The sequence below is a fragment of the Embleya sp. L77 genome, assembly GCF_055557415.1.
The window spans coordinates 1499321-1512606 of sequence record NZ_CM145710.1 but is presented as its reverse complement, the minus strand read 5'-3'; the positions used below and the strand labels follow the sequence as shown (position 1 = coordinate 1512606).

The window sequence follows — 13286 nt, the reverse complement described above, 5'->3', positions numbered from 1 at the left end:
GTGCACAAGCAACTCCCGTACTGAGCAAGCGCGTCGAGTCCGACGGCGGTCGCGTCGACGGTCGGTGATCGGCGATCGACGTGGCCTGCCGATCGGGTTCGCATCTGCCGGTCGTATGCGCATCATCGGGTCGCAAATACCAGCCGATCTGCCACGTCGGTTCAGAGATGTATTTTGTGTTCGGACCCTTTGGCATGGGCATGATCCGGAACGGTGGCCGAACGGGTGATCACGCGATCGGAAGGAGCAGCGGTGAGCGATCGCGAGATCCGGGAGGTCGGGCTGGACGGGGAGTTGACCAGGGTCGCCGGGACCGAGGTGCGCATCGTCGTCGACGGCATCGCAGCCTGGGGCATCGAGTGGGTCGACGGCCCGACGGTGGATCGTATGCGCGGACACGTCGCCGCCGTGCGCACCGCGCGACGCCGTGTCGCGCCCCCCGAGCATCGGCTCGCCTACCGTCGCCGGCAGAGCCCGCGGGCGTGGGCCGCGCGAGCGATAGCCGTGCTGCGGGACGCGAACTCGGCCCGCGCGGTGGCGGCGGGCGCGGCGTTGCGCCGCAATCATCCGGCCGCACAGGGTTGGCGGGCCGGCGGCCTGACACCCGAGGACCACGCGCTGCTCGACCTGGTCCAGCGGTTGTCCGAGGGCGTCGCCGACCCCGAGCGCGCGGACCGGCCGGAGGACGAGCCGCTGATCCGCCGACTGCTCGACGAGGGAGACCATTCCAAGGAAGCGATGTGCAGGCTCCTCAACGGCGGCTCCGGCGGCTCCGACGGGCCGGACGGTCCGGGCATCGGTAGCGGTCTCGGCCTCCGCCTCGCTCTCGGCGTCGATGGCGGAACCGCCGAGAAGCCACGTGAACGGGTGCGGTTGCGGCTGGTCCAGGGGGGCTCCGGGCGCTGAGTACGGCAGCCGGCCGCCGCGTGCGCAGCCGATCGGGTGCGGTGTGTCGGCGGGTTGGAAACGTACAAGACGCGCGCTGGCGCCATGGTCGAGAATCGGGTCATGGAGATCAAGCCCGTCAACCTCACCGAAGCGCTGGCGACCTTCGAGGACGTGTACAGCCCTCGGATCGTGGCCCGGATGAACGACTACGACGTGCGCATCGCCCACACCCTGGGTGAGCACGTGTGGCATGTACACGAGGACACCGACGAGTTCTTCCTCGTCCTCGACGGGCGGTTCGACATCGCACTGCGGGAGGCGGACGGCGGTGAACACACGGTGGTGCTGCGGAAGGGGGACACCTTCGTGGTGCCCAAGGGCACCGAGCACAAGCCGTCGTCGCCGGGCGGCTCCATCCTGATGTTCGAACCCACGGGCACCTCGACCACGGGGGACCGGCACCTGGGCGAGATCCCGGACCACGTGGACAGCACCACCGGCCACCGACTGGCCTGACAACGCCCGATGCGACGCCCCGGGGCGCCGGCCGGGCGCGGCAGCCCCGGACGGACGGCGCACAAGGGCTGCGCGGCCGCAGGTGCGCACCGGCAGGCGCCCATCCGCAACAGCTCCCTGCCCGCAGGCGCTCACCGGCAGGCGCACCCGCAGCAGTGCCCGACCGGCGCCCACCCGCCTGCCGCGCACCCGCCGCCAACCGCGCCCACCCACACCTACGCCCCGGTCGCCACGAAGCACCGATGGTCGGCCCCGGTCAGCCGAACGCCGCCGCGAACCGGGCGCGTACGTCGCCCAACCGCTCCACCGGTTCGTTGGCGAAGACCAGACGCAGATGCGTACTCCCCTGCGGCCCCCAGCCGTTCATCGGCGTGGCCGCGATCCGGCCGAGCCGGAACAGCCGTTCGGCGGCGACCTCCGGGGCCAGGCCCATCGCGGCCGTGTCGATCAGCAGCGACCAGCCGCCGTGCGGTCGGATGCACGGGTAGTCGGCGAGTGCGTCCAGGATGGTCGCGCAGCGCTCCCGCCAGATCGCGGTCGCAGTGGCAACGTCGGCGTCCGCGTCGGGCGCCGACAGCGCGGCGGCGACGGCCGCCTGACCGATGCCGACCGGGCAGACCACGTTGCTCAGGCCGACGAGTTTGACGTCGGCCATGATCTCGGCGGGCCCGACAACCCACCCCACCCGCCAGCCGATCATCCGCAGTTCCTTGGAGGCCGCACCGCACGTGATGGTGCGGTGCGCCAGCCCGGGATGTGCCGCCGGATGGTCGGGAGCCCTGCCGTCGAACCGGATGCGCTCCATCGCCGCGTCGTGGATCACCCAACAGTCGTGCTCGGCCACCGCACGGGCCAGCGCGTCCCAGTGCGTGTGGTCGAGCAGCGCGCCGGTGGGCATCGCCGGGGACATCACCAGCACGGCGGCGGTGTTCGGGCCGACCGCGGCGGCGAGTTCGTCCGGATCGGTGCTCCAGCCGTCCGGGCCCGCGGTGCACGGCACGTGGCGCGGAACGCCCCCGGCGAGGCGGATCCGGTTGACCAGGCCGGCGTAGATCGGGTCGGCGAGCACCACCTCGCGGCCCGGCTCGACCGTGGCGAGCAGCACGTCGAGGATGCCGTTGAGCCCACCGGCGGCGTTGATCACCTCCTCGTACGGGTCGTACGCGCGTCCCGCGAGGCGGCCCACGTGCGCCGCGGCGGCCTCGCGCAGGGCGAGCGAACCGTGGAACGGCAGGTAGCTGTTGGCCGCGTCGTCGTCGATCGCGGCCCGGGTGGCGGCGAGCGCGACGGCCGGCGGGCGGATGTCGGTGTCGAGGTTCTCCAGACGCAGCAGGTCCGGACCGTGTGCGGCGTCGGCGGCGTCGCCGACCCTGTCCACGCCGATGCCGGGGATGTGCTCCAGGCGGGAGACGCGCATGACCATGTTCTTCCATCCCTACGGAGTCGAGGAACGTGCCTACGGAGTCGAGGAACGTCCCTGCGGTGTCGAGGAAACGCCTCGAACGCCGTCGCGGAGTGCCACTGCGCCGTTGCGTAGCAGCACAACGGAGTCGGGAACGCCTCGACGGAGCCGAGGACTGTCCCAAGGAGCCGAGGACCGTCCCAACGGTGTCCAGGCGGCACCGGCACGACGGGCACGTCCCCACGGTGTCCGGGAGCGTGGGCCAGGAGCGCCGGCTCACGTGTACCGGTAAACTGGTACGACGATCCAGCATAATGAACGGCATGACCATCGCAAGGGAAATCGGACACAACATTCGGGTGCTGCGTGAGGCGGCCGGCCGCTCGCTCGCCGACCTCGCCGCGAGTGCGGGCCTGAGCAAGACCACGCTGCACGGCATCGAGCAGGGCGAGGCCAATCCCACGCTGAGCACGCTGTGGGCCCTCGCCGGCGCGTTGGACGTTCCGCTGGGCGGCCTGCTCGACGGTGGCGCGCCGGCGGTCACGGTGGTCCGGTCCGACCAGGGGCCGCAGGTGAGCGGCGAGGCCGTGCACGCCCGCCTGCTGCACCGGATGCACGTCCGCGGCTGGGTGGAACTGTACGAACTCGACGTCACCGACGCCGAACAGGTCTCGGCGGCGCATCGTCCCGGCGTCGAGGAATGCCTGCTGGTCACCGCCGGCCGGATCGAGAGCGGGCCGGTCGCCGACCGTCGGGAGTTGTCGACGGGCGATTCGATCCGCTTCGACGCGACCCGTCCGCACGTCTACCGGGGCCTGGCCGACGACAACCGGGCCGTGTTGCTGATGGTCCATCAATAGTTGCCGAGGGCCCGACGACGACCATCGCGAAACCGGCCGTGCCGCCCGCCGCCCGCCGGCCGGATTTCACCCTTCGTGTTGCCGCCACCACACGACTGTGACCGGGGTCTCGGTACTTTGGCCAAGTATTGCGGTGCCAAAGCGAGTCGGCGAAGGGTTGACTCCCTTCATGGCAACCACACTCGTGCCCGAGAGTCCGGTACGACCGGACCAGCCGGGACCCTACGGCATCGGCACCATCGAGTTCCCGTTCTGGACCGGTGGACCCGGGTTCACCCTCGCCAAGATCAGCTACCCGGCCGAGCACGACGGCTGGTTGGCCCCGGCCGACAAGTCCGAGGGCGCGTACCCGTCCGTCGTCCTCGCGCCGGCGACCTGGACCGGCTCGAACATGTACGACTGGTTCACCGACTACGTGGTGCGGCACGGCTACATCGTCTTCCGCTACTTCCCGGAGAACATCCTCGCGCTCGACCCGCACGTGCACGCGGACACCATCAGCGATGCCATCGACAAGCTGATCGACATCGACGACGACCGGTTCAACCCGCTGCGCGGCATGATCAAGCAGGACGCGTTCGCGGCGGTCGGGGTGTCCCTGGGCGGAGCCGGCGCGCTGGTCGCGGCGGCCCGGGACAAGCGCATCCGCGCGGTCATGGGCTTCGCGCCCGGCCGCAACGTCAAGGAACCCGACCTGTACGCGCTGATCGACGCCGACGTCGCCAAGGTGAGCGCGCCGACGCTGATCGTGTCCGGGCAGAACGACAAGATCTCTCCCGGATCGGGCGTGCACTATCTGGACCTGGTCCCGCAGGGCTACAAGGCGTACGTGGAGATCAGCGGCGGCAACCACGTGCAGTTCCTCGATCCGAGCGACATCGACATCCACCTGCCCGGCCTGCCCCGGGACGGCAAGCCCGGGATCGGCTTCGCCGAACAACACGCGATCACCAACGTCTACGCGACCGCGTTTCTGCACGCGGCGCTGAAGGGGTACGGCCACTGCGAAGGGTACGTGTCCGGCGAGGACGCGGTGATGGCGCTGAAGAACGGCCAACTCTCCGACCTGCGTTCGCACGCCGGACCACTTCCGCTGCCGTTCCCGGCGGCGACGAGCGGCGTACGCGGCGCGGCGGTGGCGGCGAGTACGGCGGCGGCGTCGGGGAACCTGGTCGAGGCGGCGAGCACGGTCGCCTCGGCGGTGCTGCTGCGCGTCAACGGACTGGTCCGGGACGTGGCTCGCGGGGTTGAGCGGGCGACGGTGGCGGTGGAGAAGCGCATCGTGGGCTGACCGACATCGGGATCCGGGCGGGCCGGTGCGGGCGTGGGCCTGGTGCGGTGGTGGCTCGACCGAGACCGGGAGCGGGGCCGCCCGGTGTCGGGCGTGGCCTCGGAACGGTGGTGGGTAGATCGAAACCGGGAGCGGGGCCGGGGCCGGCGGGTGTCGGGCGTGGCCCCGGTGCGGTCGTGGGTTGACCGACGTCGGTAGCGAAGCCGGCCGGTGTCTGGCGCGGCACCGGCTCACTCGCCCGCGTCACTGCCGAAGGATTCGGCGGCGGCGCGGGCGAGTTCGTCCTCGTACTGTGCCGCGTCCCCGCTGACCCCGACCCCGCCCACCGGTCGGCCGTCGACCAGGAGCGGATGGCCGCCGCGGCCCAGGTACCAACTCCCGTGCTGGACGAAGCTCTGCGCGAACACCGGCCGTTCGCCCAGCTGTTGCTCCATCGTCGCGGTGGGCCGGCCGAACGCGGCCGCCGTACGGGCCTTGGCCGTGGCCAGATCCGCGCTGAACCGCAACGCCCCGTCCATGCGTTCGAACGCAACCGGTACGCCGGCGCCGTCCACCACCGCGACGCTCACCGCGCGCCCGGCCGCCGATGCCGCGGCCACCACGTTCCGCACGATCGCCCGCGCGGCACTCGCGGCCACATCGTGGTTCGGCACGACGTGCCCGGCCCGGTTTCCGTTGCCCATCGTTGCTCCCGTGTCGTCGGGCCGCGCGAACCCGGCCGGACCGCGCCGGGCCCGGGGAGAACCGGGACGGGGCGGCGCGGCCACCAGGATCCGCCGGACAGGGCCCAAGGGTGCCGGCGCGGCGATGATCACGGAAGGGCCGATTCGGGCCCGGATTCGGGGCGTATGGGTGGCGGACACGGACTCGCCCATTCGGTGTGGTTCGGCGGCACGCGCGTTTCCGGCATCGACCCCGCGTCGACCCTGAACCCATGGCCGACCGTGAACCCGTGAACCAAGCCGTACTCGTACCCGCCGGTGCCGACGTCGTCGGTGCGCAGGGCATCCGGATGAGCGAACGTGTATCCGCCGCGACCGTGGGCGCCGGCCGCCTGTGCGGCTTCTTCGCCACGCTCGGACCGGGCGAGCGGACCGCGGTGCACCACCACGAGGGCGAGGAGACCGTCGTGCTGCTCACCGCGGGCAGTTGCGACGTCTTCTCCGGCGCCAGGTTGGCGAGCGGGGTGCACATGAAGGTGGGTGACGTCGTGTTCATCCCGTCCGGCTGCGTGCACCAGGTCCTGGCCGGCCCGCACGGATTCACCGTGTTCGAGGTGCGATCCGGCGCCACGGACCACACCGTGCTCGTCGGCCCCCCGTGATCCGGTCCGGGTGTGCCCGCGGCTCTTCGTCCCGCCGGCCCCGGGTCCGGTTCGCGGCCGGGAAACTGCCCTGCCGTCGATAACCATCGGCTATCACCGGTGGTCTTGGACCGGACGTCGGCCCGCACGGCAGGGTGATGGCACGGGAAACGCACGCCGACGACGACTTGCCGAGTCGGCGGGGACGATCACAAGGGGGAACCGCACGATGAGCAGGATCTGGTTGGTCACCGGCGCGAACAGTGGCTTCGGACGGGCCGTCACCGAGGCGGCCGTGGCCGCCGGCGACACCGTGGTGGCCGCGGCGCGCCGGCCCGAGTCGTTGGCCGACCTGGTGGCGGCACACCCGGATCGGATCGAGGCGGTCCGGCTGGACGTGACAGACGCGGCCGGGATCGAGAGCGTGGTCACCGAACTGGTCGCCCGGCACGGCCGGGTCGACGTCCTGGTCAACAACGCCGGTCGCACCCACGTGGGCGCGCTGGAGGAGACCACCGACGCGGAACTGCGTGCGCTGTTCGAAGTGCACGTCTTCGGCCCGGCCGCGCTGGTGCGCGCCGTGCTGCCGCACATGCGTGCCCGGCGGTCCGGGGCGATCGTGCAGCTGAGCAGTATGGGCGGGCGGATGTCCTTCGCGGGCTTCTCGGCCTACAGCGGCACCAAGTTCGCCCTGGAGGGCATGTCCGAGGCGCTGGCCGACGAGGTGCGGCCGTTCGGTATCAAGGTGCTGGTGGTCGAGCCCGGTGCGTTCCGAACCGGCCTGATGGGCGCCGCCGGTGCCAGTGCCGAGATCGCCGCGTACTCCGAGGGCGCGGTGGGCACCACACGACGCATGGTCGGCGCGGCCGACGGGCAACAGCCCGGCGATCCGGCCAAGGCCGCCGCGGCGATCCTGGCCGCGCTCGCCGACGACGCCACCCCGCTGAACCTGCCGCTGGGCGCGGACGCGGTGGATGCGATCGTCGGCCGGCTCGACACCCTGCGGTCCGAGATCGAGGCGTGGGAGGAGGTCGCCCGCGCCACCACGTTCGACACGTGAGCGGGGGGGGCCGGGCGGGCATGTACCGGGCCGGGTCGGCATGCACCGGGTTGGGCCGGCACGTACCGGGCTGGGCCGCACGCACCGGGCTGGGCCGGCATGCACCGGGCCGGGTCGGCACGCACCGGGCTGAGCCGGCACGCACCGGGCCGGCTGCGGGCGACCGGGGCTGGAGGGTCGCGGCTGCGACTGTCGGGTGGGTTGCGGGTGGTCGGTACGGTTGCGGGTGGTCGGTACGGTTGAGGGTCCGGGTCGTACGTCCCGGTCCGGACCAGGAGGCACCATGCACACGCGCGTGATCGACAACCCGGCGCAGTCCCGATTCGAGCTCCACGTCGGCGGCGATCCGGCCGAACTCGCCGGATTCGCCGAGTACTTTCCCGGCGAGGACGACGTGATCGCGTTCGTCCACACCGAGGTCGATCCGCGCTTCGCGGAGCACGGTCTGGGCGACGTGCTGGTGCGATCCGCGCTCGACACCGCACGCGAGCGCCGGGTCGGGGTGGTGCCCAACTGTGCCTACCTGCGCGGCTGGATGATCGAGCACCCCGAGTACCTCGACTTGGTCCCGGAGCGGCACCGGCCTGCCCTTGGGTTGTGATTCGAGCGAAGGGTGTCGGCGGCCGTGCCGGCCTGGCAGTCTTGACGCACGGGCGCCAGGGGGTGATCCGGGTGGATGCGCGTGATGCGCGTTGATGCGTGCGATGCATGCGATGCGTGCGATGCGCGTGATGCGCGTGATGCGCGTGAATTCTCCGAGGAGCGTTGATGGGGAAGTCCCTGCGGGATCGGATCGGCCCGGAGCGATTCGACCAGCTGATGGAGGAGGGCGTCCGGAAGGCCGTGGCCGAGCTGCATGCGGCCGGCCTGCCGTCGGTCGGCACCGACGAGACCGGTCGGATCTGCAAGGTGTACGCGGACGGCACCAAGGTGTACATCGACGACGAGCCCGAGTGAGCCCGAGCCCGTTCGGGGCGGCGGGCTTCGGTAGGCGGTGCGGGGACGGGGGCGACGCGGCCGCCGGCGGTGCGGATACGGTGGGACGCGCGAGTGCGGCGATCGGTGTGGCCGAAGGGCGTGCGCGCGGACCACATTGCCCGGGCCGCAGGTCCCGATCGTGACCCAGGAGGCAGCGGTATGGAAACGCGTGTGAGCGACAACCCCGCGCAGTCCCGCTACGAGATATTCACCACCGCCGAGGCCGCTTCCGACACCTCGACGGGCCCGGTCGCCCCGCCGCTGCGGGCGACCGAACTCGTGGGCTTCGCCGAGTACTTCGTCAGCGGCGACGAGGTCGCCTTCACACACACCGAGATCGACCCGAAGTTCGGCGGCCGGGGTCTGGGCGGTCGGCTCGCCCGGGCGGCGCTGGACGCGGTCCGGGAGCGGGGCCTCGCGGTGCTGCCCTACTGCTCGTTCATCAAGGACTGGATCGCCAAGCACCCGGAGTACGTCGAATTGGTCCCGGAGGATCGGCGCGACGCGTTCGGGTTGTGAGTTGTTTCGTTGGGCGACTTCCTTGTTGGGCGCCTTCGGCGCCGGCTCGCGGGGGCGGGGCGGGGCGGGGGCGTTGGGTGTGGGTGCAGGGGTCGGGGCGCCGGGGTCGGGGGTGCGGCGAAGCGGGTGTGCCTGAGTCGGGGATGCGGCGGAGCGGGCCCGCCAGAGTCGAGGACGCGGCGAAGCATGCCCGCCAGAGTCGCGAGTGCGGCGTTGCTGCTTGTTGGGCGCCTTCGGCGCCGGCTCGCGAGGCACCACTTTTTTCTCTCCCCCGCTTCGCTCCTCCGAGAAAAAAGTGGCCCCTCGCTCGGGACGGTGTGTCCCTCCGCTTCGCTCCGGGCCACACCGTCCACATTTTGCGGCTCCGCCGCTCTCCGCGCTTCGCGCGTCGATCACTGGGGGCGGGCTGGGTCGGGGGCGCTGACGCGCCGGGGGTGGGGCGGGGTGGTGGAGCAGGGGTGACGGGGGTGAGGGCGCGGTCGCGGGGGCTGGCGCGCTGGGGCGGAGCCGAGTTCGGTGATGCTGAGCGGGGGGCCTGATCGTTTGGCGCAGCCGGGCAATTTGCCCACCTTCTCGGCCCGCGGGGCGGGGTGCGGGGTGGCTATTTACGACTCCACGGCCATCCGGATGCCCAGTGCCACCATGATTCCGCCGGATGTCTGCTCCAATCGGCGGCGGACCTTGGCGCGGCTGAGGACCGTGCGCATCCGGCCGACGAACCACACGTACAGGCTGTAGTAGCCGACCTCGTACACCGCCCAGATCGCGGCAAGGGCGATCATCGTGGGGAGTTGCGGTGCGCCGTGCGGAACGAACTGGGGGAGGAAGGACATCGCGAAGACGGCGGCCTTCGGGTTGGCCAGGTTCAGGGTCAGCGCGGCGCGGTAGGCGCGCCGGCCGCTGCCCGGTTCGGGCTCGGCGTTCGCCGTGTTGCCGGCCTCGTCGGTGATGAATCCGGTCAGGCCGTCGCGGCGGGCCGAGCGGATGGCCTGGATGCCGAAGCCGACCAGGACGACGGCGCCGACGATGCGCATGATGTCGTAGGCGAGTTGGGATGCGGCCAGCAGGCCGGTGAGCCCGAAGGCCGCGGCGAGCCCCCAGATGAAGACCCCGGTCTCGTTGCCGAGCACCGCCAGGAAGCCGGCGCGACGGGTGTGCAACGAGTGCCGGATGATCAGGATCGAACTCGGCCCGGGACTCGCCGCGATGAGCGTGCAGGCGCCGAGGAACGCCAGGAGGGTGTGCGTCATGCCCCGCATCCTGAACCCGCGCCGGGCCGAGCCGCCACCGATTTGTCCGGGCGGACTACCGGGTGGGAAGCGGTTCGGGCGGCAGCCAGGTGTGCGGGTCGGCGACGACCTGCTCGGCCGAGGCCAGGTCCTTCACCTGGTGCGAGCCGCCGTAGCCGACCCCGGCGCCCGGATCGGCTGCCGGGAACCATACGTGCCCGATGCCCCTGCGCAACGCGTACCGCAGTTGCTTCTGCAACTTGTCCGGCTGATGGTAGACATCGGTCAGGATCTTGAGGTTGTTGAGGTGGATCGTGAACGGGCCGATTCGCGACCCGGTGAGGATCTCGCGGGCGATGCGCGGTATTTCCGCATCGTATGCGCCGTCACGCCGTGACGGTGGGCGGGGGGTTGGGGTTGCGTACCGCGTTCAGGTATTCGGCGATTGCGTCGCGGTTGCGGGTCAGGCAGTTGACGCGTTCGGTCATTCGGTCGCGTTCGTGTTCCAGAGTGGCGATCATCTCGGGTGTCGCGTCCGGGAAGTGGATGATGCGGGGCTTGTCGAGGCAGGGCAGGATCTGTTTGATGATTCGGGTCGGCAGTCCGGCGTCGAGCAGGCCGCGGATCTGCAGGACCCGGTCGACGCAGGACGCGTCGTAGTCGCGGTAGCCGTTGGGGGAGCGGTCGGCGATGATCAGGCCCTGCTCCTCGTAGTAGCGCAACAACCGGCGCGGAGTACCGGTGCGTTCGGACAGCTCGCCGATGCGCATGTGATCCACCTCGTGTCTCGCCGCTTGACCCTCACATCAATGTGATGGTTCGAGCATACGCAGCATGAGAAGCCGAAGCGCGACCCCGACACCCTCCCCCACCACGATCGACGACCGGAAGTTGCCGATGGCGGCGCTGTTGGCGCTGGCCACGGCGGTGTTCGTGACCAGTCTGACCGAGACGCTGCCGGCCGGTGTGCTGCCCGCGATGAGTTCCGACCTGGGGGTCGGGGAATCGGCGATGGGGCAGTCGGTGACGATCTATGCCATCGGCACGGCGCTCACCGCGATTCCGCTGTCGGCGGCGACCGCCGGGTGGCGTCGTAAACGACTGCTGCTCACCGCGATGGCCGGCTTTGCGGCGGCCAATACGGTCACCGCGGTCTCCGGCAGCTACCCGCTGACCATGGTGGCCCGCTTCGTCGCCGGCGTGGCTGCGGGCGTGGCGTGGGCGCTGCTGGCCGGATACGCCCGTCGCCTGGCACCGGCGCACCTCCAGGGCAAGGCGATCGCGATCGTGATGGCGGGCATTCCGATCGCGCTGTCGCTGGGAGTGCCCGCCGGGACCTTCCTCGGCGACGAGTTCGGTTGGCGGGTCTCCTTCTGGGCGATGACCGTGCTCGCGGTGGTCCTGATCGCCTGGATCATCGCGATCGTGCCGGATCAGCCCGGACAACGTGCGGACGAGCGAACGCCCCTGCTGCGCACTCTGGCCATCCCGGGTGTGGCGCCGGTCCTGTTCGTCACCCTGGTGTTCGTGCTGGCGCACACCATCCTCTACACCTACATCGCCACCTACCTGGATCGACTGGACCTGGGCGACTCCACCGACGTGGTGCTGCTGGTCTTCGGCGGCGCATCGCTGCTGAGCATCTGGGTCGTGGGCACCGCGATCCACCGACGGCTGCGCGAGCTGACCATCGCGGCCACGCTGCTGTTCGCCGCGGCGGCCACGATCCTTGCGGCATTCTCCGACAGCCACGTCCTGGTTGTGGCCGCGGTCGTGCTGTGGGGACTGGGCTGGGGCGGTGCGCCCACCCTCTTGCAGACCGCCGTCGGCGACGCGGGCGGGGACGAGGCGGATGCCGCCCAGGCGATGCTCGTCACCCTGTGGAACGCGGCGATGGCCGGCGGCGGCGTGGCCGGTGCGATCCTGCTGGACCTGCTCGGCACCGGCTCCTTCCCGTGGAGCGTGCTGGTCCTGCTGATCCCGGTGTTCGCGGTGGTTGTCGCAGCCCGCGCACACGGCTTTCCGGCCCGACGCCGGGGCGCGGACGCCTGATCGCCGGGCCGCGCACGGACGGTGCGGAGGGACGCCGGTGGCCGGGCGGCGCACCCACGTCTCGATCGCGGTCCGCTCGCGCTCGACGTATCAGGCGTATCGATGCATTCGATGCAGCCGACGTATCCACCGCATCGGCATCCCGGCGCGTCGGTGCCCCGGGAGACTGGGGCGCCGTTTGGTCCTCGGACCTGTCGGAACGGCGGGATGCCGAGCGCCGGAACAGGAGCGGCAGGGGTGCGAGACCGGCCGTGAACCCCGCCCCGGCGGCGAGATCGATCCCGGTATTAGGCTTTCGTCATGAGCTCGCAGGAATACCTCTCCGCACTGTTCTCGCTGGACGGCCGGGTCGCCGTGGTGACCGGCGGCAGTTCCGGTATCGGCCGCGCCATCGCCCGAGCCCTCGCCCGGGCGGGGGCGAGTGTGGTGGTCGTGGCCCGACGGGAGGCGGAACTGACCGAGACAGTCGAGGAGTTGACCGCCCAGGGTGGCAAGGCGGCCTGGGTGAGCGGCGATCTGGGCAGCCGTGCCGGGGTGCGCGCCGCGGCCGAGGCGGCGGTCGAGGCATTCGGCGAGCCGGACATCCTTGTCAACTCCGCGGGCATCAACGTGCGCCCGCCGATGAACGAGCTCGGCGACGACGTCTGGGACGCCACGATGGCGGTGAACCTGGAGGCGCCCTACCTGCTGGGGCAGCGCTTCGGGCCCGGCATGGCCGAGCGCGGCTACGGGCGGATCATCCACGTGTCGTCACAGCAGGCGCATCGGGCATTCGTGCAGAGCGGCGCCTACGGCGTGTCCAAGGGCGGGTTGGAGTCACTGGCCCGCTCCCAGGCCGAGGCCTGGTCGCCGTACGGGGTCACCGCCAACACGCTCGTGCCCGGCTTCGTGATGACCCCGCTCAACGCGCGACTGTCCGCCGACCGGGAAAGGGTCGCCGCGCTGGCCGCGCGCACCATGGTCGGCCGCAACGGGCTCGCCGAGGACTTCGAGGCCGCGGCGGTGTTCCTGGCGGGCGCCGGATCGGCGTACGTCACCGGCCAGTCGATCTTCGTCGACGGCGGATTCTCGGTGCACTGAGCGCGCTGACCGTAGCGATCACACATCGGCCACACCGGCACCCCGGACCCGAGCCGACGTCGACTCGGGTCCGGCGCCCTTCCCCGCACGGCTGGCCGGCGATCCCGG

At 71.3% G+C, this 13286-nt stretch carries 16 protein-coding genes; 11 read left to right on the top strand and 5 right to left on the bottom strand.

Going from position 1 to position 13286, the window contains the following annotated elements; genetic code table 11:
- The first annotated feature begins 252 nt into the window (after positions 1-252).
- Together ACZOOI_RS36520 and ACZOOI_RS36515 are read left to right on the top strand one after the other, a co-directional pair.
- A complete protein-coding gene (locus tag ACZOOI_RS36520; protein ID WP_465283860.1) occupies positions 253-906 on the top strand; it encodes a hypothetical protein in 654 nt (217 codons plus the stop codon).
- 102 nt (positions 907-1008) lie between these two features.
- Positions 1009-1404 (top strand): cupin domain-containing protein, encoded by a 396-nt coding sequence (locus tag ACZOOI_RS36515; protein ID WP_465283859.1) that lies wholly within the window; start codon positions 1009-1011, stop codon positions 1402-1404.
- A 256-nt stretch (positions 1405-1660) separates the two neighbouring features.
- Here the strand turns inward: ACZOOI_RS36515 and ACZOOI_RS36510 are convergent, their stop codons facing one another.
- Complete coding sequence (locus tag ACZOOI_RS36510) at positions 1661-2827, bottom strand: pyridoxal phosphate-dependent aminotransferase (RefSeq protein WP_465283858.1); 1167 nt, start codon at positions 2825-2827, stop codon at positions 1661-1663.
- Positions 2828-3129: 302 nt separating this feature from the next.
- Here ACZOOI_RS36510 and ACZOOI_RS36505 point away from each other — a divergent pair, with 302 nt between their 5' ends.
- Positions 3130-3666 (top strand): helix-turn-helix domain-containing protein, encoded by a 537-nt coding sequence (locus tag ACZOOI_RS36505; protein ID WP_465283857.1) that lies wholly within the window; start codon positions 3130-3132, stop codon positions 3664-3666.
- A 169-nt stretch (positions 3667-3835) separates the two neighbouring features.
- Entirely contained in the window at positions 3836-4957 is a 1122-nt protein-coding gene (locus ACZOOI_RS36500; RefSeq protein WP_465283856.1) for a poly(ethylene terephthalate) hydrolase family protein, read from the top strand.
- Positions 4958-5187: 230 nt separating this feature from the next.
- Here ACZOOI_RS36500 and ACZOOI_RS36495 read toward each other — a convergent pair whose 3' ends face one another.
- Positions 5188-5640, bottom strand: a complete 453-nt coding sequence (locus ACZOOI_RS36495) for a GlcG/HbpS family heme-binding protein (protein WP_465283855.1) — start codon at positions 5638-5640, stop codon at positions 5188-5190.
- A 269-nt stretch (positions 5641-5909) separates the two neighbouring features.
- On the opposite strand from ACZOOI_RS36495, the gene ACZOOI_RS36490 reads away from it, so the two are divergent.
- The 5 genes from ACZOOI_RS36490 (at position 5910) to ACZOOI_RS36470 (ending at position 8817) form a co-directional block, all read left to right on the top strand.
- Positions 5910-6281: a cupin domain-containing protein gene (locus tag ACZOOI_RS36490; RefSeq protein ID WP_465283854.1), complete on the top strand. Its 372-nt coding sequence runs from the start codon at positions 5910-5912 to the stop codon at positions 6279-6281.
- 208 nt (positions 6282-6489) lie between these two features.
- Positions 6490-7320 (top strand): oxidoreductase, encoded by an 831-nt coding sequence (locus tag ACZOOI_RS36485; protein ID WP_465283853.1) that lies wholly within the window; start codon positions 6490-6492, stop codon positions 7318-7320.
- 283 nt (positions 7321-7603) lie between these two features.
- On the top strand, positions 7604-7921 hold the full coding sequence (locus ACZOOI_RS36480) for a GNAT family N-acetyltransferase (RefSeq protein ID WP_465283852.1): 318 nt from the start codon (positions 7604-7606) through the stop codon (positions 7919-7921).
- A 167-nt stretch (positions 7922-8088) separates the two neighbouring features.
- On the top strand, positions 8089-8277 hold the full coding sequence (locus tag ACZOOI_RS36475; RefSeq protein ID WP_465283851.1) for a hypothetical protein: 189 nt from the start codon (positions 8089-8091) through the stop codon (positions 8275-8277).
- 180 nt (positions 8278-8457) lie between these two features.
- A complete protein-coding gene (locus tag ACZOOI_RS36470; protein ID WP_465283850.1) occupies positions 8458-8817 on the top strand; it encodes a GNAT family N-acetyltransferase in 360 nt (119 codons plus the stop codon).
- Between the two features lie 605 nt (positions 8818-9422).
- Here ACZOOI_RS36470 and ACZOOI_RS36465 read toward each other — a convergent pair.
- The 3 genes from ACZOOI_RS36465 to ACZOOI_RS36455 all read right to left on the bottom strand — a co-directional run bounded on the left by ACZOOI_RS36465 (position 9423) and on the right by ACZOOI_RS36455 (position 10816).
- Complete coding sequence (locus ACZOOI_RS36465; RefSeq protein ID WP_465283849.1) at positions 9423-10067, bottom strand: LysE family translocator; 645 nt, start codon at positions 10065-10067, stop codon at positions 9423-9425.
- Between the two features lie 55 nt (positions 10068-10122).
- The gene (locus ACZOOI_RS36460; protein ID WP_465283848.1) at positions 10123-10305 is read right to left on the bottom strand and encodes a hypothetical protein; all 183 of its coding nucleotides are present in this window, start codon (positions 10303-10305) and stop codon (positions 10123-10125) included.
- A gap of 127 nt (positions 10306-10432) precedes the next feature.
- Positions 10433-10816 carry a MerR family transcriptional regulator gene (locus tag ACZOOI_RS36455; protein ID WP_465283847.1) on the bottom strand — a complete coding sequence of 128 codons (384 nt, stop codon included), beginning with the start codon at positions 10814-10816 and terminating at the stop codon, positions 10433-10435.
- A gap of 64 nt (positions 10817-10880) precedes the next feature.
- Between ACZOOI_RS36455 and ACZOOI_RS36450 the strand changes: the two genes are divergently transcribed.
- Complete coding sequence (locus tag ACZOOI_RS36450) at positions 10881-12098, top strand: MFS transporter (protein ID WP_465283846.1); 1218 nt, start codon at positions 10881-10883, stop codon at positions 12096-12098.
- 300 nt (positions 12099-12398) lie between these two features.
- Positions 12399-13178: an SDR family NAD(P)-dependent oxidoreductase gene (locus ACZOOI_RS36445; RefSeq protein WP_465283845.1), complete on the top strand. Its 780-nt coding sequence runs from the start codon at positions 12399-12401 to the stop codon at positions 13176-13178.
- Positions 13179-13286: the final 108 nt, after the last annotated feature.

Coding starts and splice junctions, on each gene's coding strand:
- ACZOOI_RS36455 (WP_465283847.1), bottom strand. CDS start 10,816: ATGCGCATCGGCGAGCTGTCCGAACGCACCGGTACTCCGCGCCGGTTG.
- ACZOOI_RS36465 (WP_465283849.1), bottom strand. CDS start 10,067: ATGACGCACACCCTCCTGGCGTTCCTCGGCGCCTGCACGCTCATCGCG.
- ACZOOI_RS36495 (WP_465283855.1), bottom strand. CDS start 5,640: ATGGGCAACGGAAACCGGGCCGGGCACGTCGTGCCGAACCACGATGTG.
- ACZOOI_RS36475 (WP_465283851.1), top strand. CDS start 8,089: ATGGGGAAGTCCCTGCGGGATCGGATCGGCCCGGAGCGATTCGACCAG.
- ACZOOI_RS36500 (WP_465283856.1), top strand. CDS start 3,836: ATGGCAACCACACTCGTGCCCGAGAGTCCGGTACGACCGGACCAGCCG.
- ACZOOI_RS36515 (WP_465283859.1), top strand. CDS start 1,009: ATGGAGATCAAGCCCGTCAACCTCACCGAAGCGCTGGCGACCTTCGAG.
- ACZOOI_RS36505 (WP_465283857.1), top strand. CDS start 3,130: ATGACCATCGCAAGGGAAATCGGACACAACATTCGGGTGCTGCGTGAG.
- ACZOOI_RS36480 (WP_465283852.1), top strand. CDS start 7,604: ATGCACACGCGCGTGATCGACAACCCGGCGCAGTCCCGATTCGAGCTC.
- ACZOOI_RS36485 (WP_465283853.1), top strand. CDS start 6,490: ATGAGCAGGATCTGGTTGGTCACCGGCGCGAACAGTGGCTTCGGACGG.
- ACZOOI_RS36510 (WP_465283858.1), bottom strand. CDS start 2,827: ATGGTCATGCGCGTCTCCCGCCTGGAGCACATCCCCGGCATCGGCGTG.
- ACZOOI_RS36450 (WP_465283846.1), top strand. CDS start 10,881: ATGAGAAGCCGAAGCGCGACCCCGACACCCTCCCCCACCACGATCGAC.
- ACZOOI_RS36470 (WP_465283850.1), top strand. CDS start 8,458: ATGGAAACGCGTGTGAGCGACAACCCCGCGCAGTCCCGCTACGAGATA.
- ACZOOI_RS36445 (WP_465283845.1), top strand. CDS start 12,399: ATGAGCTCGCAGGAATACCTCTCCGCACTGTTCTCGCTGGACGGCCGG.